We start from the raw sequence: 22,759 nt of genomic DNA, 5'->3' as shown, positions 1-22,759 counted from the left end.
CCGGGGCCATAGACCCAGCCCAGGCCCTTGGCAAACAGCTTGACGCGTTGCCAGCGGCTGAAGCCATCGCGGCGCAGCATCGCATTGGTGAAGGACAGCACGTTGAAGTTGAAAGCCAGCGTGGTTTCGACCAGCGCCAGCACGCGCCGCGGATACCAGACCTTGGCCACCTTCTGCATCACGTCGAAGGCCACGGCCTTGTGCTCCATTTCCTCCATGGCGTGCCAGGCGTACATGGCGAACATGCGCGGGTCGGCGGCACCCATCACGGTTTTGCGCGTGAACAGGGCCTCAGCCATGATGGCAGTGAGGTGCTCGGACGCGGCGGTCAGCGCCAGCGTGTGCTTCTTGGGCAGGTACTTGCGCAGCACGTCGAACAGCCACCATTTCATGACGCCTTCCAGGCGCGCCACGCGGATGCCCTGCTTCGTCAGGTGTTCGTTGAACTGGCTGTGGACGATGCCGTGCTGGCCTTCCTGCCGCATGAAGTGCTTGATCTCTTCCTGTAGCTGCGGGTCGGTGACCTGATCGCGGAAGTCGCGCACGCAGGAGATGAAGAAGCGCTCGCCTTCCGGGAAGATGGTGGACATGGCGTCGCAAAAGCGGGTCTTGAACGGATCACCGCCCAGCCAGTACTTCGTGATGTCGCGGTCGAAGCCAAAGGACAGCTTCTCGCGCGGGACGATGTCAGGGTGGGCGTAAGCGGCAGGGGTGGACATGGCCAAGGCTCGACTTCAGGCGTTCACGGCGACGGCCGCGTGCACGTTCGCAGCATGAGCAGGACGCACGGCCTTGTCAAACACCAAACAGGGGTCTTCGATCGGGCCGTGGCGCAGCACCTGGGCGTCGTGGTTCGGGTCCATCGCCATCACCCAGGGGCCGCTGGTGCCCTGGCGCGGCAGGTGGGCCAGCGCACGTTGCACATAGCCGGCGCCAAAGTCGAGCAGCGGACGGGTGGGCATGTCGGGCGAGGGCAGACGCGGGCGCACCACGGCGTGGCCGTGCTGGTCCATGTAGGCCAGCAGGCGGCAGAAGTGTTCGCACAGCAGGCCCACCTTCAGCGTCCATGACGAGTTGGTGTAGCCCACAATGAAGGCGAAGTTGGGCAGGTCGCTGAGCATCATGCCCTTGAAGGCCACTTTCGTGGACAGGTCCACGGCTTCGCCATCGACGGTGAGCGTGATGCCGCCAAACAACTGCAGGTTCAGCCCGGTGGCCGTGACGATGATGTCGGCCGGCAACTCCTGACCCGACTTCAGACGGATGCCACCCGGCGTGAAGGTGTCGATGTGGTCGGTGACGACCGAGGCCTTGCCGGCCTTGATGCTCTTGAACAGGTCGCCATCGGGCACGGCGCACAGACGCTGTTCCCACGGGTTGTAGGGCGGGTTGAAGTGGGTGTCCACCGGATAGCCGGCGGGCAGCGCCCGGGCGTTGGCAAAGCGGATGATGCGCCGCGCCGCGCGGGGGTACTTCTGGCAGAAGCGCCAGATGCCGCGTTGCAAGGCGATGTTCTTGCGACGGGTCAGGGCATAGGCGCGTTCTTCGGAAGTCAGCTTGCGCAGCAGCAGGGCAATCGGGTCCTTCGAGGGCAGGCTCATCACATAGGTGGGCGTGCGCTGCAGCATGGTCACATGGCCGGCTTCTTTGGCCATGGCCGGGATGAGGGTGACCGCCGTGGCGCCCGAGCCGATGACCACCACGCGCTTGCCTCGGTAGTCCAGGTTCTCGGGCCAGTGCTGCGGGTGAATGACCTGCCCGGCAAAACGTTCGATGCCTTCAAAGCGTGGCGTGAAGCCCTCGTCATAGCGGTAGTAGCCCGCGCACGAGAACAGCCACTTGCAGGTCATGGTGTGGCGGGCCCCGGTGTCGGTGCGTTCGATCTCGACAGTCCAACGGGCCTCGGGCGTGGACCAGTCGGCACGGACGACCTTGTGCTGGTAGCGGATCTTGGACTCGATGCCGTTTTCGCGGGCGGTTTCGCGCAGGTAGGCCAGGATGTCGGCGCCGTCGGCGATCGACTTGTCGTTCACCCACGGCTTGAACTCGTAGCCAAAGGTGTGCAGATCCGAGTCGGAACGGATGCCCGGGTAGCGGAACAGGTCCCAGGTGCCACCCGATGTGGCGCGGGATTCGAGGAGGGCGAAGGTCTTGCCCGGCTGGTCACGTTGAAGGTAATAGGCCAGCCCGATGCCGGACAAACCGGCACCGATGATCAGCACATCGACGTGTTCCACGCTGGGAAAGGGATGGACGGACAAGGGCGACTCCTTCGACAACAAAGCCTGGGCTAATGAAAACCGGATGATGTTGAGCGACATCAAGTGCGGCAAGGTATAAAGTGCACCGATATGCTGACTGGGTGGTGCGAGGTGCACCACTCTCCTGGGGTGCATACCTGTGGGGGTGCCCTGGGACTTTCCCGGGGAGCCGGTCGTTTGCCATGAGTGCCATCCATCCGTTTGCGGCCACTGCTGCGCAGTGGGAGACCCCTTCGCCGCGTGTGCGGGCCTTGTTGAGCAAGGGGGCGGAGATCGCCCTCAACGCGCCGCCCGACTGGCTGGAAGAGATCGAGCAGGCCAGTCTGGCTGCCGAGGGCCGCCGGCCGATCGACGAAGACCCGGTTCTGATGGCGGCCACCCGCCGTGCCACGCGCGCCAGCCTGATGCACTGGGCGGTGTCCAACATCGACCAGCCCGGGGTGCCGGTGGCCCCCCACGTCTCGCCCGACATGCTCGACAACGCCCGCGAACTGGTGCGCCGCGGGGCCACGGATCTGGCGTTCAACAGCTCCCGCTCGGTGCAGAACACGGCCTGGCAGCTGTGGATGAACATTGCGTTTTCGCTGACGTCCGATCCCAAGGAGTTGCAAGAGTTGCTGGTGGTGTCGGCGCAGTCGATCGCGGGCTTCATTGACGGCACGATGATGCAGATTGCTGCCTTCATGCAGGCTGAGCGTGAGGCGCTGATGCGCGGCACGCACGTGGACCGGCGCGAACTGGTCACGCGCATTCTGGAAGGCCGTGCGGTGGATGCGCAGCAGGCCAGTCAACGGCTGGGCTATGTGCTGAGCCAGACCCACCATGCCGCGGTGTTGTGGAGCGAGGAAGCCGGGACCGAACTGCAAACACTCGAAGCTGCTGCCGAGGCGCTGGTGCGATGTGGGGCGAGCCGTGACCGACTCACTGTGCTGGCCAATGCCGGAACCTTGTGGGTGTGGTTGGCGGCAGACCGCGAGCCGGATCTGGCGCAACTGCGGCACGCGATTCGACCCTTGCCGGGCGTGCGCGTGGCCATTGGTGCCAAGGGTCAGGGCGTGGATGGGTTTCGACGCAGCCACTTGCAGGCCTTGACCACACAACGCCTGCTGGGGCGTTTGCACACGTCAGAGCGGGTGGTGAGCTTTGACATGGTGCGACTGGTGTCTCTGATGATGCACGACGCCGATGCCACCCGCCGCTTCGTGGCCGATACCTTGGGCGATCTCGCCACGGCGCCCGCCCTCTTGCGGCGTGCGCTGCTCACCTATTTGCGCTGTGGGTGCAATGTGACCGAGGCAGCCGAGGTGCTGCACACCCATCGCAACACCTTGCTGCGCCGCTTGGCCCGTGCAGAAGAACTGCTGCCCCGGCCACTGGCCGAGCAACGCATCCATGTGGCCGCGGCCTTGGAGGTGGTGAGCTGGGATGAGGAGGGAGAGTGAGCTGGCACCGTTTTTGCATGAAATACCTTGAGAGCAACGATGTGCCCACTGGTGGTGCATCGCTGAATGACCGCTAGGGTTCCGTGTCAGGCGTGGTCGCCAGCCTGATGGCCTGGTCCGAGAGCGGTCGGCTGCGGTGACGCAGCTCCACGGAGGGACAAAAGCCCGGGAGATCTTGTGCAGCCGCACAGGTGTCTCTCGCACTTTGTCCACCTCCAAGGAGTCTGACCATGTCATCCGACATCGCCGATCACCTCACCACGGCTGCCGCCAATCCGCAGCCAAGACGTGAATAGGGCACGTCCCACCAGGGTTAAAAGGGCGCCGGTGGGTGACAGCGCGCAGCGTGCGTCCGATAATCCAGACATCACCACCGTACGGAGGCGCAAGATGGAACTGTCTGGTGTTTCACCCTCAGGTGCCGCAGATGCCGTGTCGGGCATGCGGCAAGTTCAAGCCGCGCAGAACGTGCAGATGACCGTGCTGAAAAAAGCGCTGGACATCCAGAAGTCGAGCGCCGCCGCGATGCTGCAGGGCCTCACCGGCCCACTGCCACTGGCCACGGAGGGATCCGTGGGGACGAAGGTGAATGTGTTGGCGTGAGAACGAGGCACCCTCCCGGGCGCTCGTCCTCATCAAGCGAGATCAGTGCTCAAACGCACTGTCATGCACCGGGCGCGACAGCACCAGTGCCACCAGCGTGATGCTGGCTGCCAGCGTGAGGTACCAGCCCACCGAGGCCAGGCCAAACTTGGTGGCCAGCGTGGTGGCCAGGTACGGGGCCAGCGAGGCGCCCAAAATGCCCGCAAAGTTGAAGGTCATGGACGAGCCGGTGTAGCGCACGGCGGTCGGGAACATTTCCGACAGCAGCGTGCCCAGCGGGCCGTAGGTCATGCCCATCAGGAACATGCCCAGCGACAAGTAGGCCGTCACCAGCACCGTGCTGCCCGAGCCGAACATGGGCGCCATCAGGAAGCCCGCCAGCGCAATGGCGGCCGACACCAGGATCAGGGTGATGCGGCGACCATGGCGGTCTGCCAGCACGGCTGACAGCGGAATGCCCAGCCCGAAGAACAACACCGCAAACAGCTGGATGTACAGGAAGTCGGTGCGCACGAACTTCAGTGCCGTGGTGCCCCAGCCCAGCGCAAACACCGTCATCAGGTAGAACAGCACGAAGGTGGCCATGGCGCCCAGCGTGCCCAGAATCAGCGCACGGGTGTGGTCGCGGAACACGGTCAGCACGGGCACCTTGACCCGCTTGTCTTCTTCCAGTGTCTTCTGGAACACGGGGGTTTCGGTGATGTTCAGGCGCACATACAGGCCCACGAACACCAGCACGGCGCTGGCCAGGAAGGGCACGCGCCAGCCCCAGCTGAAGAACTCGGCCTCGCTCAGCGTTTTGCCCAGCAGCAGGAAGATGCCGCCCGACATGAAAAACCCGATGGGCGCGCCCAGCTGCGGGAACATGCCGTACCAGGCGCGCTTGCCGGGGGGCGCATTTTCGGTGGCGAGCAACACGGCGCCACCCCATTCACCGCCCAGGCCAAAGCCCTGACCAAAGCGACACAGGGCCAGCAGCAGTGCAGCCGTCGTACCCAGCGTTTCGTACGTGGGCAGCAGGCCGATGGCCACGGTCGACAGACCCATGGTCAGCAGCGCGCCCACCAGCGTGGCCTTGCGGCCAATGCGGTCACCGAAATGGCCAAACACGGCCGACCCCACTGGGCGGGCAAAGAAGGCCAGCGCAAAGGTGATGAGCGACTGCAGCATGGCTGCCGTGGGGTCCGACGAAGGGAAGAACGCCTTGGGGAACACCAGCACGGCGGCCGTGGCGTAGATGTAGAAGTCGAAGAACTCGACGGTGGTGCCAATCAGGCTGGCAAACAACACCTGGCCGGGCGAATTGCGCCGCGGGGTGTCGGTGTGGGCTTGGGTCATGGGGAGAGGCCTTTGCTGAGAAGGGCGACACCTTATCAAATCAGGCGCTAGGATGCGCCTATGAGTGACTCTCTTGACCAATTGGCCCAGGCGCTGCAGCAGTTTGCCGATGCGCGTGAATGGGGCCCCTTCCATTCGCCCAAAAACCTGGCGTCTGCGCTGGTGGTCGAAGCTGGGGAATTGCTCGAGCCCTTTCAGTGGTTGACCGAGGCGCAGAGCCGCGCCCTGCCCGCTGACACCAAAGAGGCGGTGGCCATGGAAATGGCCGATGTGCTGCTGTACCTCGTGCAGTTGGGCAACGCGCTGGACGTGGACCTGGTGGCTGCCGCTCAGCGCAAGATGGTCATCAACGCCCGCAAGTACCCTGTCGAGCAGGCGCGCGGCCATGCCACCAAGGCCGAGGGCGGCTGAGCTGGTGCAAGCGGGTGGGCATGTCATGTCTCAGCCGTCCGCCCTTCCCGTCATCGATCCGGACCGGTGCACCGGCTGCGGCCGTTGCGTGGCCGTGTGCGAACCCAAGGTGCTGTGGCTGGCGGTCGAGGGGCCTCACGCCTGGGGGCCGAAGCAGTCGGTGCTGCACAGCCCGCAGGGCTGCACGGTGTGTGTGCAATGCGTGCAAGTCTGCCCGTTTGATGCCATCCGGATGGTGAAGCAGAAGGGGTAAGCGGCCCCGGTCCGGTCGGGGCTTCACGCCTCTTCACAGCCTTGTCACGAATCGTTTCTAAGGTGCTGCGGTTTGCCCGAGATGGGTGTTCCGAGGATGTACCGAGATGAGCGACAAGCGTTTCTGGATGTTGGGCGCCTTGCCCCTGGTGCTGGCGGCCTGTGGTGGCGGTGACAGCGACACCCCTGTGACCAATGCCCGTTTGCTGGACAGCGCCGTGGAAGGCGTCAAGTACGCGGCCAGCCCCTCAGGTCTGAGCGGCACCACCGGTGCGGATGGCTCACTGCAATGCAAGGCAGGGGACACCATCACCTTCACCGTGGGCGGCGTGAACCTGGGCAAGGTGCGCTGCAATGGGCTCATCAGCGTGTCGGATCTGGCGGGTACCAACACCCTGGCATCGGCTGATGTGCAAAACCGTCTGGTCTTCTTGCAGACGCTGGACGACGACGATGATCCCACCAACGGCATCCGCATCAAGGCCGACGTCGTGGCCGCGCTGCAGGGCAAGAGCATTGACTTTGCGGCTGACTCGGCCACGTTTGCCACCACGTTCACGGCCCTGTTGCCCGACGTGAAGGATGCGTACGACCAGTCGTACAAGTCGCGCGAAATCAATGAAGATCGTCGCGCTGGCGCGGTCGAGCACTATGAGTCCACCTTGGCCAGCTTGCTGGGCAAAGGCAGCACGGCCAGCGGCACCGACAGTGCGGGCGGCACCGTGGCCATCACCAAGTACCAGTTGCAGGCCGATCCCTCGTTCTATGTGCCTTATGAAGGCAGCAACGCGGCGTCGAAAAAGGACTTCCCCAACGGCTTCTTCCCGGCGGTGGGCTCTGGCCTGGCGTTCAAGGGCAAGACCGATGATGGCACCCTGGAGTTCTGGGGCATCACCGACCGTGGCCCCAACGGCGACAGCCCCAACGCACCGGATCCGGTCAACAGCGTGGTGGGCCTGACCAAGATGTTCCCCGCGCCCAGCTTCACCCCTTCGATCGGCGTCATCCGCATCAATGCCAAGGGCGCCGTGCTCACGTCGCTGATGCCTTTGAAGTCGGATGCCAACACCCGCATCAGCGGGCGTCCGCTGCCGTTCACCAGCGTGGGCAGCAGCCTCGAAACGCCTCTGAGCGACACCCTGGTGTACGACGCCACCAAGGGCGCGCTGGACCCCAATGGCCTCGACTCCGAGAGCCTGGTGTTTGACAAGACCCGCAACGTGTTCTGGTCGTCTGACGAGTACGGCCCCTTCATCGTCAAGATCAACGCCACCACGGGTGTGATCGAAAAGCGCTACCAGCCTGGCACGGGCGCGACGGATCTGCCTGACGTGCTCAAGTACCGTCGTGCCAACCGCGGCATGGAAGGTCTGACCCTGGCGGCCGATGGCAAGCTGCACGGCTTCCTGCAAAGCCCGATCGACCCTCTGGTCAAAGGCAAGAGCGTCAAGGCCATCGATGCCAATGACCTCAACGGCGATGGCAGCAAGACCGACAAGGTCAATGTGAAGGACTACGCCCAATTCACCCGCTGGATCGCGTTCGACCCCAGTACCGAAACCTCCAAGCTCTACGCCTACCCGCTCAACTATGCGGTGTCGGGTCAGACCTGGGACCGCAACCGCACCGGCAGCGCCAAGTTGGGTGACGTCATCGCACTGAGCAATGGCAAGTTCATCGTCATCGAGCAAGGGGCCGACAGCACGGGGGCCGTGCGCAACTTCCTGATGCTGGTGGAAGTGCCCAGCGATGCCACCGACATCACGAGCCTGGGCTACGAGCTAGAGCAAAACAGCATTGATGGCACGACGGCCGTGGGCACCACCTGGGCCAATGTGGTCAAGCTCAAGAAGACGCTGCTGATGGACCTCAATGCCGCAGGCTGGAAGGCCGAGAAGGCCGAAGGTCTGGCCCTGGTCGACGCCAACACCCTGGCCATCATCAACGACAGCGACTTTGGTCTGCGCACCATCCTGATCGATGCCGATGGCAAGGAAGTGGCGGGCGATCCGACCAAGTGTGTGGTCGATGACAAGGGGAGCATCACCAATGCCGGCAGCAGCACCGATTGCCCGGCGACGGTCAAGGGCGTGCGCGTGACCCGTGGCAACGAGATTGATCGCCACACCCGGATCTGGTTGCTGAAGTTCCCGCAGGCGCTCACGGCCTACACGGTCACAACGCCCAAGTAAGCCGACCAGCACCACAAGGTTGCGGGCGCTGGCATTGCGCTTGCTACCTATTCACTCATAGCGCACTGGCCTGCGGGCCGTGCACCAAAATGATGCAAGCAGGGCGCCTGTTAGCGAAAGCTACAGGCGCCCTGCTTGTTGTGTATGTGACTGGTTCGATGGATATGAGTGAACTGCTGGCAGCCCGTGGCGCCGGCCTGAATACCTCGGCCTCGCAGGTAGATCAGGCCCGGATTCTGGACAACCTGGTGCACAACCTGCAGGGCATGGCCTACCGCTGCCTGAACGACAGCGAGTGGTCGATGATTTTTGTGAGTCAGGGCTGTCATGACCTGACGGGTTACTCCCCCGAAGAGTTGTTGCCCGGCGGCTCGATCACCTGGGAGCGCATGACGCATCCGGACGATCGGGGGCCTGTGCGTGCGCGCATCACGTCCCATTTCGCAGTGGGTCGCCGGTTTGACGTGCAGTACCGCATCGTGACACGCACCGCGCAGGTGCGTTGGGTGGCCGAGCGCGGCATCGTGGTGGCTGACGAGCGTGGGCGGCCGGTGATCGAAGGCTTTGTGGAAGACGTCACCGAGCGCCGTGCCACCATCATGGCGCTGGCCCAAGCCGAGCAGCGCTATCGCCACATTTTCGAGCACGCCTCGGAAGGCATCTTCCAGTCGTCCAAGGAAGAAGGTTACCTGGCCGCCAACTTGGCGCTGGCCCGCATGTATGGCTTTGAAAGCCCGGAAGCCCTGATCAGCAACTTGTCCGACATCGGGCATGGCCTGTATGTGGACCCGGCGCAGCGCACGCTGTTTGTCGAGCTGATGGAGACACAGGGCAAGGTCGAGGATTTCGAGTCGCAGGTGTACCGGCGCGACGGCTCGCGCATCTGGATTTCCGAAAACGCCCGGGCCGTGCGCGATGCGCAAGGTCGCATCATCTGCTACGAAGGCACGGTGCACGACATCACCGAGCGCAAGCGCTATCAGGAAGAGCTGGAGCGCCAGGCTAACCACGATCAACTGACGGGCTTGCCCAACCGCAACCTGCTCAATGACCGCCTCAGCCAGGCCATCTTCCATGCCGACCGCCACGAGCAGATGATGGCCGTGGTGTTCATTGACCTGGATAACTTCAAGTTCATCAACGACACTCTGGGCCATGCTGCGGGCGATGAATTGCTCGTGGAAGTGGGCCGACGCCTGAGCACCCATTTGCGCAGCGCCGACACGGTGGCGCGCCAGGGGGGCGACGAGTTCGTGCTGGTGCTCAATGAACACCAGACGCCCGACACCGTGATTTCACTGCTGGAGCGCATGGTGGACCTGATCGGGCAGCCCATCATGCTGGGCGGGCGCGAACTGCAAGTGGGCGCCAGCATGGGGGTGGCGCTGTACCCCCAAGACGGACGCGATGCCGAGACCCTGCTCAAGCACGCCGATGTGGCCATGTACGCCGCCAAGGGGCACGGCAAGAACAACTACAAGTTCTTCACGCCCGAGTTCAATGCGGTGGCCAGCGAGCGCATGCACCTGGAAGCGGCCATGCGCGTGGGGCTGGAGCAGGGCGAGTTCACTGTGAACTTCCAGCCCAAGGTCGACCACTTGCGTCGCATCGTCGGGGTGGAAGCGCTGGCGCGCTGGCAGCACCCGGAGATGGGTGCCATCTCACCCGATCGCTTCATCCCGGTGGCCGAAGAGAGCGGCCTGATCATGCCGCTCACCGAGGTCATTGCGCGGCAGGCCTTTGCGGCCGCCTCGACCTGGCCGCGTGTGCGCGGGCGCCTGTTGCCGGTGGCCGTCAACCTCTCGCCCAAGCTGTTCATGGATCGCCAGATCGTGGACCGGGTGCACAGCTGGATCGACAGCGAAGGCATCTTGCCCGAGCAGGTGGAGCTGGAGATCACCGAAAGCATCTTCCTGCACGACCAGCAGCGTGCGCAGCACATCCTCAAGGCGTTCAAGGACTTGGGCGTGTCGCTGGCCATGGACGACTTTGGTACCGGCTATTCGGCGTTGTCCTACCTGCGGCATTACCCGCTGGACACCATCAAGATCGACCGCTCGCTGGTGGTGGACATCGAGACCCGCGAAGATGCCGCCATGATCGCGCGCGCCGTGGTGTCCCTGGGCAAGAGCTTGCGCAAGACGGTGGTGGCCGAAGGGGTCGAGAACCCGGCGCAGTTTGACTTCCTGCGGTTTCAGGGATGTGATGAGTTCCAGGGCTACCTGTTTTCTCGCCCGCTCACGGCCGAGGCCATCCACGGCTTGCTGCTGGATACCCGCGGCCAGATCACGCAGGCCTGAAACGTTCAGGGGGTCGGGTCGCCGGCTTCCAGTGACAACAGGGCCTGCTCCAGCGTGAGCAGCTGATCCAGCGCATGGGGCACGTCCAGATGGGTGAAGATCTGGCGGGCCTTGTCGAGGTGGGGGCGCGCACAGCGGGCATCGCCCTGCCCCAGGCAGACAAAGGCCAAGCTCATGTGACCATCGGCCACGTATTCCGGCACCAAGTCCTGGTCGATCAGCGCCTGCCCCATCTGATGCAGGGTGTCCAGATCGCGCCATTGCATGGCCAGCAGGGCCTGGATGCGCACCGACACCAGCCGCTTGAGGGCCTGACCTTCCAGTCGGCCCTCACGCTGGCAGCGCTGCGCCAAGGCCATGGCGGCTTCGGAGTCGTCTTGCTGGAAGATGAGTTGGGCCGCATGCGGCACGGCCGACGCGTCGCACAAGGTGTCGCCTTGGGCGAAGGCTTGCACACGGGTCACCTGCGGCGGTGGCGCGGCAGGGTTCGAGATCATGGCAGCTTGCGTCCAGCTGCACACACCAGCCAGCACGATGGCCAAGCCGCTTTGGATGATCGCCGATGAGCGCCGCATGGGAGCCTCCCGCTGACGCACCGCAGGGGGTGCGTTAAGGCGTAGCTTGCCACCGGTTTTGCGGCACTGGCAATGTCACGGTGGCATCACATTGCGCAATAGTGGCGCTTTCCGGCGGGATGGGCGGGGGGCGGCACATCTGTCAACATGCGGGTTTTCCATTTTCGTGTTGCCCATGCCGCGTCACCGCTTCGCCTTGTTGACCAGCCTGTATGCCGCACAAGGCTTGCCGTATGGCTTTTTTACCCTGGTCTTGCCGGCGGTGTTGCGGGAGGCTGGGTGGTCGCTCACAGCCTTGAGCCTGTTGCACTTTCTGGCCTTGCCGTGGGCGCTGAAGTTTTTGTGGGCGCCGGCGGTGGATCAGCGCGGCGCACGTCGGAGTTGGTTGCTGGGCTTGCAGGGCGTGTCGATCGGGCTGGCGCTGGCGTTGGCGTGGGCCGACCTGGCGCCCGGCAGCGTGGCCCTGCTGGCGGCGGTGCTGCTGTTCAATGCCTTGGCCGCCACGCAAGACATCGTGACCGATGGCTTGGCGGTGCGCTGGCTGGCCGCGCGCGAGCGCGGCCTGGCCAATGCCATCCAGGTGGGCGCCTACCGTTTGGGCATGGTGGTGGGCGGCGGCGGGCTGCTGTGGTTGTATGCGCAAACCAGTTGGCCTGTGGTGTTCACGGTGATGGCGGGGCTGTTGGGGCTCACCACCCTGCCGGTGTGGCGCATGGCCGAGCCCGAGCGCCCGCCCGTGTCGCCAGCGCCCGTCGCCCCGACGACGGGTGCCTCGCGGCTGCACTTGGCTTGGGGCTGGCTGCACCGTGCCATGACGCCGGGCATGCTGAGCTGCGCTGCCCTGATCTTTTGCTTTCGTTTTGGGGACCAGATGGTCAGCGGCGTGGTCATTCCCTTTCTGCGAGATCAGGGCGTGGACAAGGCCTCGCTGGCGCTGATGAAAGGCGGGGTGGGGTCCATGGCCTGCCTTGCGGGGGCCGCGGTGTCCGGCTGGTGGATGATGCGGGTGCCTCGGCGTGACGCCTTGCTGTGGACCGGCCTGGCGCAATCCCTGTTTTTTGGCCTGTACATCGTGGTGGCCCTGGGGGGCGGGGGCCTGCCCTGGTTGTGGGCGGCCACGGTGATCGAGGGCGTGGTGGGCACCATGGCCACGGTGGCCTTGTTCGCCTTGATGATGGACGCGTCCGACCCGGATCACGCCGGCACGGATTACACCCTCCTGGCCAGTGTGGTGGTGGCCGTGGGGAGCCTGGGCACGCTGGCCGGCGGGCTGGTGGGCGATTACCTGGGCTATGTCTGGGCGTTTGGCATCGGGGCGGTGCTGTCGGCCGTGGGCTGTGTGGCCCTGGTGCGCTGGCTCGACCGGCATCCACCGCACGAGCGGGTGGCACAGGCCTGGCGCTCAGTCAGCGCTTGAGGTGTCCAGCACCACGCGGTTGCGCCCGCCGGATTTGGCCTGGTAAAGCGCCATGTCAGCCCGATGGATGAGCGCATCCTGAGTGATGTCGCCATCCATGGCACACGCAACGCCAACGGACAGGGTCACGCGCGTCACCGAAGGCAGCTCCTGATCCCAGTCGTGATGGGCCATCAGCTGACGGCAGTGTTCTGCGCGAGTCAGTGCGGCATCCAAGTCCATGCCGGGCAGGACCATCAGGAACTCTTCGCCACCGTAGCGGCAGCAGATGTCGCTGGCACGCAATTGCTGTTGCAAGATGGCCGCTGTGCGCTTGAGAACCTCGTCGCCCACGGCATGGCCGTGCGTGTCGTTGATGGTCTTGAAGTGATCCAGATCGATCAGCAGCACGCTGATGGGGCTGCCGGACCGCGCGCAACGATCCAGCTCGCGCGGCAGGGTGTCGTCCAGGTAGCGCCGGTTGTAGAGGCCGGTGAGCGCATCGTGGTTGGCTTGATCCGTCAGTTGCAACTGCAAGGCTTGCACGGCTTCTAGCTGCCGTTGCAGCGCCTGTTCGCTGCGCCGCAACTTGACGCGGGTTTCGCTCAACAGCACCGTGCGCCCATACATGCTGCGTGCAAACAGCAGCAGGTAGAACAGCATGGCTGTCATGCACAGCGTGCTGACCAATGGCGAGGTGTCCAGCGCCAAGGGGCCAGCTCCCCCCAGTCCATAGACGATGCCGGCGCCGCCCAGCACCGCCAGCAGAGCCTGTAACACCCCCCTGGCGCCACGGTAAACGGCAAGATTCAGTGCCCCAGCCGAGATGAGCGTGTGGCAGATCCACAGCGGGAAGCCCAGCGCCATGGCCCACATGCCAAAGAGCACGTTGTCACACAGCAGGTTCTGGATTTCGGCCTGCAGCTGGTGCTCCGCCCGGCGTGCGCGCCAGTACACCACATGCGGGTAGATCAAAAAATGGAGGGCCAAACAGATCCAGTAAGCCGGGCCATAGCCCTTCTCGTGGAAATGAATGCCGATGACGATGAATGCCGCGATCCATGAGATGGATCGGTTCAGGTGATTCATCTGGACAGCCCAATGGGGCTTCCGGGATGCGGCGGATGTCATCGTGGGTGAGCGCAAAGCTCAGGTGCAGAGCGGGGAAGAAACAAATGTTACGTCCTTCCCGGCTCTTTGCATCACAGTGTGCCGTGCGCTTTACACGGCTTCACCGATTAACCGCAGCTACCGATGGCGCCGCAGTTGGCGCACTTCATGCAGCCGTCCACCTTGTGCATTTCGTGCGCACCGCACTCGGGGCACTTCTTGCCCGAGTTGGGCACCGGATTGCTGCCGTTGGACGGCGCCGGGGCCGCAGCAGCTTCGTCGCTGTGGCTCACAGGGTGCGCGCCACCGAGTTCGGCATCGCGGCGGGCCAGACGGGCGGCCAGTTGCAGGGCGGGGACCTGGTTGCCTTCGCCGTCCAGGAAGCCACGCTTGGCCAGGATCTGCTGCAGCGCGAAACCGATGGCGGCCACGTCGGAGTCGTGGAAACGCGGTGCCACGGTGCCATCGGCACGTTCGACCACGCCGAAGCGGACGGGGCCCTTGTCCCACACCACCTTGCGCATCGAACCCACGGCCTTGGCGACCGAGCCACCGGACTGGCCGACCATGGACAGCAGACGCATGCTCGAGGTGATCCATTGCTGGCCGTCAGAGGTCTGACCGCCAGGGATGAAGAACTCGATTGGGCGCTCAATGGTGACTTCCTTGCCGTCGATGGTGCCTTGCACGCGCAGGAAGTTCACGGTCACGTAGATCGACTGCTTGCCTTCAAAGGTCATGTACTCGACCTTGGAGGTGATGCCTTCGAGGTCGCCCATGGGGCGCGAGTCGAATTGCTTGCGCAGGGGATCGTCGTCGTTGCGGCCAGTGCCGGCAGCCGGTGCGGCGGTGGCAGGAGCCGGGGCGGGCGTGTCCACCGACAGCACGGCACCCAGGGTGGCGTTGGGGCGGTAGGTGGTGATGCCCTTCAGGCCCATGCGGTGCGCCTGCAGGTACAGGTCGGCAAAGTCCTCGAACGGGTAATCGGCCGGGACGTTGATGGTCTTGGAGATGGCCGCATCAATGAAGGGGGCCACGGCCGCGACCATTTCCACGTGGGCGATGGCGCTCATGTCCTGGGCCGACACGAAGGCCTCGGGCAGGTTCGTGGGGTCACCACCACGGCTCAGGTACACGCGGTAGGCGTGGTCTTCCACGGCGTAGATGCGGTGGCCGCCGTCAGGCATGCGCTTCTTGCGGTTGTAGGTCCACGAGAAGGCAGGCTCGATGCCGTTGGTCGCGTTGTCGGCGAAGGCCAGGGTGATGGTGCCGGTGGGGGCAATCGACAGCAGGTGCGAGTTACGCAGACCATGCTTGCGGATTTCCTTGCGCAGCTTCTCGGGCAGGCGCTTGGCGAAGGCACCGGTGTTCAGGTACTTGTCGGCGTCGAACAGCGGGAAGGGGCCACGCTCCTTGGCCAGTTCGATCGAGGCGGCGTAAGACGCATCGCGCAGCGTGGCCGAAATCTTCGAGGCCATCTCGCGGCCTTCGGGGCTGTCATAGCGCAGGCCCAGCATGACCAGCGCATCGCCCAGGCCCAGGAAGCCCAGACCAATGCGGCGCTTGGCAGCGGATTCGGTGCCTTGCTCCTTCAGCGGCCACACGGTGGCGTCGAGCACGTTGTCGAGCATGCGCACGGCCACGGCGATGCCTTGCTCGAACGAGGCGAAGTCAAAGCGGGCGTTGGGCTCGAAGGCGTGGCGAACGTGGCTGACCAGGTTGATCGAACCCAGGTCGCAGCAACCGTAAGCAGGCAGGGCTTGCTCACCACAGGGGTTGGTGGCCTCGATGATTTCGCAGTAGCCGAGGTTGTTTTCTTCGTTGATGCGGTCGAGGAACAGCACGCCGGGTTCGGCGAAGTCGTAGGTCGACTTCATGATGATGTCCCACAGGTAGCGGGCCTTCACCACCTTGTAGACCCACATGCCATCGTCACGCTGGTAGGTGTTGGGCACTTCGGGGTGGGGCTGGGCTTCGTGGACCAGTTCCCAGTCGCCGTCAGCGGCCAGTGCATCCATGAAGCCCTTGACCACGCCCACGGAGACGTTGAAGTTGTTGAGCGTGCCCGGCGTGCGCTTGGCCACGATGAAGTCTTCGATGTCGGGGTGCGACACATTGAGCACCCCCATCTGGGCGCCACGGCGGGCACCGGCCGATTCGACGGTCTGGCAGACCTGGTCGAACACCTTCATGAAGCTCACGGGGCCGGAGGCGCGGGAGTTGGTCTTCTTGACCCAGCCACCCTTGGGGCGGATGCGGCTGAAGTTGTAGCCCACGCCACCACCGCGGCGCATGGTTTCGGCGGCTTGCGAGGCGGCATCCATGATGCCGATGGCTTCGTCGGTGCCGATCATGGCGTCGCCGACGGGTTGCACGAAGCAGTTGATCAGGGTGGCAGCGGTGCCTTCAAGGCCGGCGGCGGCATTGATGCGGCCGCCCATCACCACGCCCAGATCGGTCTGGGCCTGGTAGAACACGTCTTCCCACTTCTGTTGTTCGGCGGGGGTCTTTTCCATCTTGGACAGACCGCGCGCCACACGGCGACGGACGTCATCGACGGAGGTCTCACCGGGCTCAGCGTACTTCTCGAGCAGAACGTCAACAGAGGCTTCTTGAGGGGGGAGCGCGGTGTGATTTGTCATCTTATGAAATGGCGAAACGTTCGGAAAGCCGTGCATTGTCGGTGAAGACGAGGCAGTCTGAGAATCTAGGGGTGTTGGGGATTGGGGGTATTGCTTGATCGCAAGGAATCGGCGGGGATTTCTGGAATGCTCCAGAATCGCAGGATCTGTGCCACCGACTGAATGCAAGGAAATTCGGACATGACTTTTCGAGCCATCCTCATTGAGAAAGACGACCAAGGCTATCGCGCGGGTCTCCAGGACCTGGATGACAGCGCCTTGCCCGAAGGTAATGTGACCGTTCGTGTGGCGTATTCGACCCTGAACTACAAGGACGGGCTGGCGATCACCGGCAAGTCGCCGGTGGTGCGCAAGTTCCCGATGGTGCCCGGGGTGGACCTGGTGGGCACGGTGGAAGACTCGGCTGACCCAGACTGGCGCGTGGGCGACCAGGTGGTGCTCAATGGCTGGGGCGTGGGTGAAACGCACTGGGGTGGCCTGGCGCAGCGTGCACGTTTGAAGGGCGAGTGGCTGGTGCCGCTGCCAGAGGCCTTCACCCCCGAGCAGGCCATGGCCATTGGCACGGCGGGCTACACCGCCATGCTGTGCGTGATGGCGCTGGAGCGTCACGGCGTGCGCCCCGACCAGGGCGAGGTGGTGGTGACCGGAGCGGCCGGTGGCGTGGGCAGCGTAGCCGTGGCCTTGCTGGCCAAGCTGGGCTACACCGTGGCCGCCGTGACCGGCCGACCACAAGAAGCGGATTATCTGAAGGGGCTGGGTGCCAGCACGGTGCTGGACCGGGCCGAGTTGTCGGCCCCAGGCAAGCCCCTGGCCAAGGAGCGTTGGGCGGGCGCCGTGGACACGGTGGGCAGCCACACCCTGGCCAATGTGTGCGCCCAAACGAAGTACCGCGGCACCGTGGCTGCTTGCGGGCTGGCAGGGGGCATGGACTTTCCGTCCACCGTGGCCCCGTTCATCCTGCGGGGTGTGACCCTGGCGGGCATCGACAGCGTGATGTGCCCGCGCGCCGAGCGTCTGCTGGCCTGGCAGCGTCTGGCCAAGGATCTGGATCCGACCAAGCTGGCTGCCATCACGCACACGATCGGGCTGTCGCAGGCGCTGGAGGCGGGGGCGCAGGTGTTGGCCGGTCAGGTGCGCGGCCGGGTGGTGGTGGACGTGAACGCCTGATGCACTGCAATCAGTGATCCAATATCGCCCTATGAGCCTTTCCACCCTGCACACTGCTTCCAGCGGCTTTGAGGCCGCCCGTCAGGTCGGCGTGCTGCCCGATGCGCACCGCGCGCGGCGTCTGCACGGCCACAGTTTCATGGCCCGCGTTCGGGCCGACTTGCCCGCCAACTGGGGACCGTACCCCGGCGCCGAGGTCAAGACGCTGACCGAGCAATTGCAGGCGTGCACGGCGCAGCTGGACTACCGTTTGCTCAACGATGTCCTGCCCTTGCCCACCGACGAAAACCTGGCGCGCTGGTTGCGCGACCAGTTGCAGGTGCCGGGGCTGGAGCAGATCGGCATTCAAAGCACGGCCGATCAGGGTGTGGACCTGGATCGCCACGATCAGGCGCATGTGTGGCGCCGCTACCGTTTCGAGTCGGCCCACAAGCTGCCCAATGTGCCCATGGGGCACAAGTGCGGTCGCCTGCACGGGCACGGCTTCGAGGTGATCCTCCACGCCAATCAGGATGCGGGCGGGCGCGATCTCAGCATCGACTACGACCACTTGGATGCCATCTGGGCGCCCTTCCACTATCAGTTGCACCACAAGTTTCTCAATGCCATCGAAGGCCTGGAGAACCCCACCAGTGAAGTGCTGGCCGGCTGGCTGTGGCAGCGCCTCAAGGGGGTGTTGCCCGAACTGTCGTGGGTGACGGTGTACGAAACCGGGTCCTGCGGGGCCAATTTCAATGGCACCGACTACCGCATCTGGAAAGAGCTGACGCTCGACAGCGCCCTGTTCTTGCGTGAGGCTCCGGCTGACGATCCGCTGAGCCACATCCACGGCCACACCTACACCTTGCGCCTGCACCTGTCCGCGCCCTTGGACACGGTGATGGGCTGGACGGTGGATTTCGGGGATGTGAAGGACCGCTTCAACCCCATCTTCAAGGCGCTGGACCATCACCCGCTGCATGAACTGCCGGGCCTGACCGATTGCGATGCGGCCTCGCTGGCGCACTGGATCTTGAAGGAAGCGCGCAAGACGCTGCCGCAAGTCGACCGTGTCGACCTGTACGAGACCCGCGGTTGTGGCGCGGTGGCGGTCGCCGGGCAGGATGGCCCGATGTTGCCGATCTGAGTCGGCCGGGCACACACCACAGTTTCACGGTTTTCTGGACATCGGCCGCGTGAGAGAGCGTCGGCCATTCGGTCGTTTGAGGTCAAGAGTTGTACGGTCAAGGCGCGGCACAGTCGTCACAGTCAGGTTGGGGCATGGAACAGGATGCGCGCTTGGTGCCGCGCATCAATGTGGCCTGGCGCGCCCGTGTGCTGATCGAGGGCGATGGCTTTCTGGAAGGGCGGGTCCTGAACGTGTCGGTTCAGGGTGCGTGCCTGCGGCTCGATCATGCCTTTCCCATCGGGACGCGGTTGACGATCGCACTGGCGGTGCCCAATCCGGACGACCGCACCAAAACGCAAGGCGTGGTGCTGCAAGCCAAGGTCGCGTTTTTGGTGGCCTCGGAGTGCGTGTTCAAAGTGGGTGTCACGTTCCTGGAGTCCGGCGGCCCCAACCTCAAACTCATTGAGCGCTGGGTGCAGAACCGGTTTTGATGGATCAGGGCAGCGTGTAGGGCTGCTGCATCGCTTCGATCAAGGTCTCGCTGGTCACTGGGCGGCTGAAGTAGAAGCCTTGCAGTTCATGGCATCCGAGCTTGATCAGGATCCGAGCCTGCTCTGCTGTTTCCATGCCTTCGGCCACAATGTGCAGGCCCAGCGATTGCGCCATCCCGACGATGGCCTGGGTGACGGCCAGTGCGCCTTCGTCCTGGCCGAGGTCTTTCACGAAAGCTCGGTCAACCTTCATGAGGTCCACCGGTAGCTGTCGCAGAATGGCGAGTGACGAGTAGCCAGTCCCAAAGTCGTCGAGGGCGATCATCACCCCCAGGCTGCGCAATGCGGCCAATTGTTGGCAGGCTTGACGCGCGTCTCCCACCAGCAAACTCTCGGTGACCTCCAGCTCCAGCGACGTGGCTGGCAACTGATGGCGTTGCAGGGCAGCCTGGACTTGTTCGACCAGTTGTCCTGTTGCCAATTGACGAGGTGACACGTTGACCGAAACCCGGGCCATGGGTGCGCCCTGCGCACGCCAGTCGGCCATTTGCTGGCATGCGGCATCGAGCATCCACAAACCGATGTCTTCGATCAGATGGCTTTCTTCTGCCAGCGGGATGAAGTGACCGGGTAACAGCAAGCCACGAGTGGGGTGCTGCCAGCGCACCAGTGCTTCGGCCGAGAGGACCCGGCCGTCCTGGCTGCGAACGCGAGGTTGATAGTGGGCGCGCAATTCGTGGCGGAGCAGGGCTTGACGCAACTCGGCTTGCAGGCGCACGCGTTCTTGGGACTGGGCGTCGAGGTCTTGGGCGTACAGCGCATGGCAGCCACGACCATGTGCCTTGGCTTGGTACATCGCGACGTCGGCACAACGTAGGAGCTCTGCGCGGTTGCGTCCATGTTGAGGGGACACGGCCACGCCCACGCTGCCGCCGAGTACCAGTGAGCGCCCCCGGACGGTGAACGGGGCACCCAGCAGGGCCACGGCTTGGGCGGCCATCTGGCTGGCCAGGGCTTCGTCCGCACCGGGTTGCACGATCACGAACTCGTCTCCCCCTCGCCGTGCAAGCAAGGCGTCAGGACCCAGGCAGCTTTGCAGCCTTTCGCTGGCCAGGCACAGCAGTTCGTCGCCAGCCTCGTGGCCCAGGCTGTCGTTGACATCTTTGAAATGATCGAGGTCGACAAAGAGCACCGCCACATGACCGTCGTTGAGTTGAGCCAGTTGCTGATCCAGGTGGTCGTGCAGACCATATCGGTTGGCCAGCCCGGTCAGGCTATCGTGTACGGCGCGGTACGCCAGTTCTTGTTCGCGCCGACGGGTCGCAAAGGCGACGGACAGGCGGTCGCGCAGTCCCGCCAGATGCTGCCAATCGGTGGTGGGTGCGGCATCGGTCGGGCAGACGGTGATCCGCGCGATGATCTTGTCGCCGTCCTGCACAGGAAAACTGAGGCAATGAGGCCACGCCTGCGCTTGGGCAAAAGCCAACCAGGGGTGGGATGGCACCAAGCCTTGACCGTCTTCGTCGCGCATCGGACTTTGGATGTAGCGACGCCATTGGTCGGGCGTGAGGGAAATCTGTTTGGCCTCTAGCCTCAAGTCGTGGCTGCCGTTGCCGCCCAGTATGTGCAGGCGCGTATTGCCGCTTTCGATCCAGCTCGTCATCACGCGCACATGGGGATAGTGGCGTGCGAGATGGTGCAACAGTTCATGAGCGAGTTCATGCGGCGACTTGCCGGCCAGGATGCCCTGGTCGACAGCTGCCAGGCCCTTGATTGCATGGAATTGCTCGCGGATGCGTGCCGCCATGTCATTGAAGGCTTCGGCCAGATCGCCGATTTCATTGCGCTCTTTGACCTGGACGACCGAGGTGTGACCGCCGGCAGCCAGGCGTCGGGTGTCCGCTGTCAGTTGCGCCAGCGGGGCGAGGGTGCGCCGAATCTGGACGTGGCTGATGAACGCAATGCCCAGCAGGGTCAACGCCCCGATCAGGGTCAACCAAAGCGGCAGCGAGATGCCTTGCCAGTTGGCGGGGGCGAGCGTTGTGCTTTGGCGGAAAGTCCACTCACCCGCCCCCAGCTCGGCATCCAGAAACAGCCGGCTTTCAGATGTGACGGCGTTGGCGGGGCCTGGGCTGTCTCGCAAGGGGTGATGTGCGTGATCCTCGACGCGCCAGTGTCCGTCGTCTTCCAGTCCAATGGGCTCCCACAGAAAGTGAGCATCCACTTCCCCAATGATGTCTGGCTGCTGGGTGGGACCCAGGGCCATCAGGATCTGGCTGTTGCCATCGGCGGTCGCATGAAGCACGCGTAAGTGCGCGATGGGGTGGCTGCCCGGTCCGGTTCGGGGGGCGGGGGCTTGTTCGGCTCGCTGCCATGCCTGAACCAAGGATGGGTGCGTCGAACTGAGTTGTGAAAAGGCGCGTGGCAGTTGGGTGGGCTGACGCTCAGTTTGGCGCAGCGCTTCCAGTTCTGCCCGGGCCAGCAGCAGGCGATCCAGCACTTGGTGGCTGACCTGCTTGGTGGTGTGGTTCAGGTGCTCGCGCTGCAGTCGCTCGGCCAGTTGTGAGATGGCTGTGGTGGACAGCAGGCCGGACACCAGCAAGGGCACCAAGGCAACGGCCAGAAACAGCGTGAACAGCTGGCGGGTGAGTCGACCGTCGCGGGATGTCATGCGTGCCTAGAAATCTGCGGCCACACCGATGAAGCGGCCATTGCTTGCCCGGATGATGTCGTCCAGGCTGTCCTTCTGGCTGATCTGGGGCTTGCTCACGCCGTCTGGACCTTTGCTGTAGAGATCGTAGTCGCTGTTGATCGGGTTGAGCGCCTTGTCTTTGCGGGCACCGCCTTTGCCGTTGTCCGACACGTTGTAATAGACATAAGGCTGCCCCCACGGGTCGGCGGTGGGCGCAGAGGGCAGGTCACTCAGGGCGCCGGGTAACTGATGGTGATCGGCGTAGTACTGGTCAATGCTGTTTGTCAGGGCGCCAATGTCACTGGCGGCTTGCGCGGAGCGGACCCGGTTGCGGTATTGCGAATAACCGGGGACGGCCAAGGCCAGCAGGATCCCCAACAGGGCCACGCTGATCAGCAATTCCAGCAAGGTGAGCCCGCTGTCTGATCGCTGTCGGCTGTCTGCGAGGCGGTCTGCGCGTGGCATGTTGCGTAACCCAATCTTGAACGGGTATGGGTAGGGAAATTCGGAACGTACCTATGGATTGTGGTGCCAGCCAGACCTGTTGCCGTGGTCGCACCAAGATGGCTCGTGACCTTTTTGTAAAAAAAACAGGCCCCGAAGGGCCTGAGAAGAGACAAGCAAGCGAAAACGGTCAATCAGTGCATCTGGATGGCGCCGGAGGCCTTGCCCTTGCCGGCGCGGGCGGGCGGGTTGCACAGGCCGCAGGTGAAGTGACGGGCGATTTCGTGCGGGTGGGTGATGAAGTGGCCACCGCACTTGTTGCACTTGGTCATGGC

At 64.1% G+C, this 22,759-nt stretch carries 19 protein-coding genes and 1 riboswitch; of the genes, 10 read left to right on the top strand and 9 right to left on the bottom strand.

Translation table 11 applies throughout. The annotated features are described in order from the left end of the window. Positions 1 to 719, bottom strand: a 719-nt coding sequence (locus tag ACMV18_RS09205; RefSeq protein WP_420817593.1) for a metal-dependent hydrolase, incomplete at its 3' end; no start/stop codon positions are given. Positions 720 to 734: 15 nt separating this feature from the next. Beyond that, positions 735 to 2,261, bottom strand: coding sequence for a flavin-containing monooxygenase (locus tag ACMV18_RS09200; protein ID WP_420817592.1), 1,527 nt, complete (start codon positions 2,259 to 2,261; stop codon positions 735 to 737). Positions 2,262 to 2,443: 182 nt separating this feature from the next. On the opposite strand from ACMV18_RS09200, the gene ACMV18_RS09195 reads away from it, so the two are divergent. Together ACMV18_RS09195 and ACMV18_RS09190 are read left to right on the top strand one after the other, a co-directional pair. After that, positions 2,444 to 3,703, top strand: coding sequence for a PucR family transcriptional regulator (locus ACMV18_RS09195; protein WP_420817591.1), 1,260 nt, complete (start codon positions 2,444 to 2,446; stop codon positions 3,701 to 3,703). Between the two features lie 62 nt (positions 3,704 to 3,765). Further along, positions 3,766 to 3,877: riboswitch (guanidine-I (ykkC/yxkD leader) on the top strand. 216 nt (positions 3,878 to 4,093) lie between these two features. Beyond that, complete coding sequence (locus ACMV18_RS09190) at positions 4,094 to 4,306, top strand: YjfB family protein (RefSeq protein ID WP_374256622.1); 213 nt, start codon at positions 4,094 to 4,096, stop codon at positions 4,304 to 4,306. A 42-nt stretch (positions 4,307 to 4,348) separates the two neighbouring features. Here the strand turns inward: ACMV18_RS09190 and ACMV18_RS09185 are convergent, their stop codons facing one another. Then, the gene (locus ACMV18_RS09185) at positions 4,349 to 5,644 is read right to left on the bottom strand and encodes an MFS transporter (protein WP_420817590.1); all 1,296 of its coding nucleotides are present in this window, start codon (positions 5,642 to 5,644) and stop codon (positions 4,349 to 4,351) included. 60 nt (positions 5,645 to 5,704) lie between these two features. Here ACMV18_RS09185 and ACMV18_RS09180 point away from each other — a divergent pair, with 60 nt between their 5' ends. From ACMV18_RS09180 to ACMV18_RS09165, 4 genes are all read left to right on the top strand, one after another. Next, positions 5,705 to 6,055, top strand: coding sequence for a nucleotide pyrophosphohydrolase (locus tag ACMV18_RS09180; protein WP_420817589.1), 351 nt, complete (start codon positions 5,705 to 5,707; stop codon positions 6,053 to 6,055). A gap of 25 nt (positions 6,056 to 6,080) precedes the next feature. After that, positions 6,081 to 6,308 carry an ATP-binding protein gene (locus ACMV18_RS09175; protein WP_420817588.1) on the top strand — a complete coding sequence of 76 codons (228 nt, stop codon included), beginning with the start codon at positions 6,081 to 6,083 and terminating at the stop codon, positions 6,306 to 6,308. A 106-nt stretch (positions 6,309 to 6,414) separates the two neighbouring features. Beyond that, positions 6,415 to 8,499, top strand: a complete 2,085-nt coding sequence (locus ACMV18_RS09170) for an esterase-like activity of phytase family protein (protein WP_420817587.1) — start codon at positions 6,415 to 6,417, stop codon at positions 8,497 to 8,499. 164 nt (positions 8,500 to 8,663) lie between these two features. Next, entirely contained in the window at positions 8,664 to 10,799 is a 2,136-nt protein-coding gene (locus tag ACMV18_RS09165; RefSeq protein WP_420817586.1) for an EAL domain-containing protein, read from the top strand. 5 nt (positions 10,800 to 10,804) lie between these two features. Here the strand turns inward: ACMV18_RS09165 and ACMV18_RS09160 are convergent, their stop codons facing one another. Next, positions 10,805 to 11,374, bottom strand: coding sequence for a hypothetical protein (locus ACMV18_RS09160; RefSeq protein WP_420817585.1), 570 nt, complete (start codon positions 11,372 to 11,374; stop codon positions 10,805 to 10,807). 175 nt (positions 11,375 to 11,549) lie between these two features. Between ACMV18_RS09160 and ACMV18_RS09155 the strand changes: the two genes are divergently transcribed. Further along, the gene (locus ACMV18_RS09155; RefSeq protein ID WP_420817584.1) at positions 11,550 to 12,791 is read left to right on the top strand and encodes an MFS transporter; all 1,242 of its coding nucleotides are present in this window, start codon (positions 11,550 to 11,552) and stop codon (positions 12,789 to 12,791) included. On the opposite strand, the gene ACMV18_RS09150 is transcribed toward ACMV18_RS09155, so the two are convergent. Both ACMV18_RS09150 and ACMV18_RS09145 read right to left on the bottom strand, forming a co-directional pair. After that, positions 12,777 to 13,859 carry a diguanylate cyclase gene (locus tag ACMV18_RS09150; protein WP_420817583.1) on the bottom strand — a complete coding sequence of 361 codons (1,083 nt, stop codon included), beginning with the start codon at positions 13,857 to 13,859 and terminating at the stop codon, positions 12,777 to 12,779. The genes ACMV18_RS09155 and ACMV18_RS09150 overlap by 15 nt on opposite strands. 149 nt (positions 13,860 to 14,008) lie before the next feature. Next, positions 14,009 to 16,522, bottom strand: a complete 2,514-nt coding sequence (locus ACMV18_RS09145; protein ID WP_420817582.1) for an adenosylcobalamin-dependent ribonucleoside-diphosphate reductase — start codon at positions 16,520 to 16,522, stop codon at positions 14,009 to 14,011. A 180-nt stretch (positions 16,523 to 16,702) separates the two neighbouring features. On the opposite strand from ACMV18_RS09145, the gene ACMV18_RS09140 reads away from it, so the two are divergent. The 3 genes from ACMV18_RS09140 (at position 16,703) to ACMV18_RS09130 (ending at position 19,288) form a co-directional block, all read left to right on the top strand. Next, positions 16,703 to 17,689: an MDR family oxidoreductase gene (locus ACMV18_RS09140; protein WP_420817581.1), complete on the top strand. Its 987-nt coding sequence runs from the start codon at positions 16,703 to 16,705 to the stop codon at positions 17,687 to 17,689. Between the two features lie 31 nt (positions 17,690 to 17,720). Next, positions 17,721 to 18,815, top strand: coding sequence for a 6-carboxytetrahydropterin synthase (locus ACMV18_RS09135; protein WP_420817580.1), 1,095 nt, complete (start codon positions 17,721 to 17,723; stop codon positions 18,813 to 18,815). A gap of 134 nt (positions 18,816 to 18,949) precedes the next feature. Then, positions 18,950 to 19,288 (top strand): PilZ domain-containing protein, encoded by a 339-nt coding sequence (locus ACMV18_RS09130; protein WP_420817579.1) that lies wholly within the window; start codon positions 18,950 to 18,952, stop codon positions 19,286 to 19,288. Positions 19,289 to 19,292: 4 nt separating this feature from the next. Here the strand turns inward: ACMV18_RS09130 and ACMV18_RS09125 are convergent, their stop codons facing one another. The 3 genes from ACMV18_RS09125 to ACMV18_RS09115 all read right to left on the bottom strand — a co-directional run. Then, a complete protein-coding gene (locus tag ACMV18_RS09125) occupies positions 19,293 to 21,959 on the bottom strand; it encodes a putative bifunctional diguanylate cyclase/phosphodiesterase (protein ID WP_420817578.1) in 2,667 nt (888 codons plus the stop codon). A 6-nt stretch (positions 21,960 to 21,965) separates the two neighbouring features. After that, positions 21,966 to 22,445, bottom strand: a complete 480-nt coding sequence (locus ACMV18_RS09120; protein WP_374256642.1) for a prepilin-type N-terminal cleavage/methylation domain-containing protein — start codon at positions 22,443 to 22,445, stop codon at positions 21,966 to 21,968. A gap of 173 nt (positions 22,446 to 22,618) precedes the next feature. Further along, positions 22,619 to 22,759 (bottom strand): FlhC family transcriptional regulator (locus tag ACMV18_RS09115; RefSeq protein WP_420817594.1); only part of this gene is annotated, 141 nt, incomplete at its 5' end.

The organism is Aquabacterium sp. (assembly GCF_048860245.1).
Classification (GTDB): domain Bacteria; phylum Pseudomonadota; class Gammaproteobacteria; order Burkholderiales; family Burkholderiaceae_C; genus Aquabacterium.
This window is presented reverse-complemented; position numbering and strand designations above follow the sequence as displayed.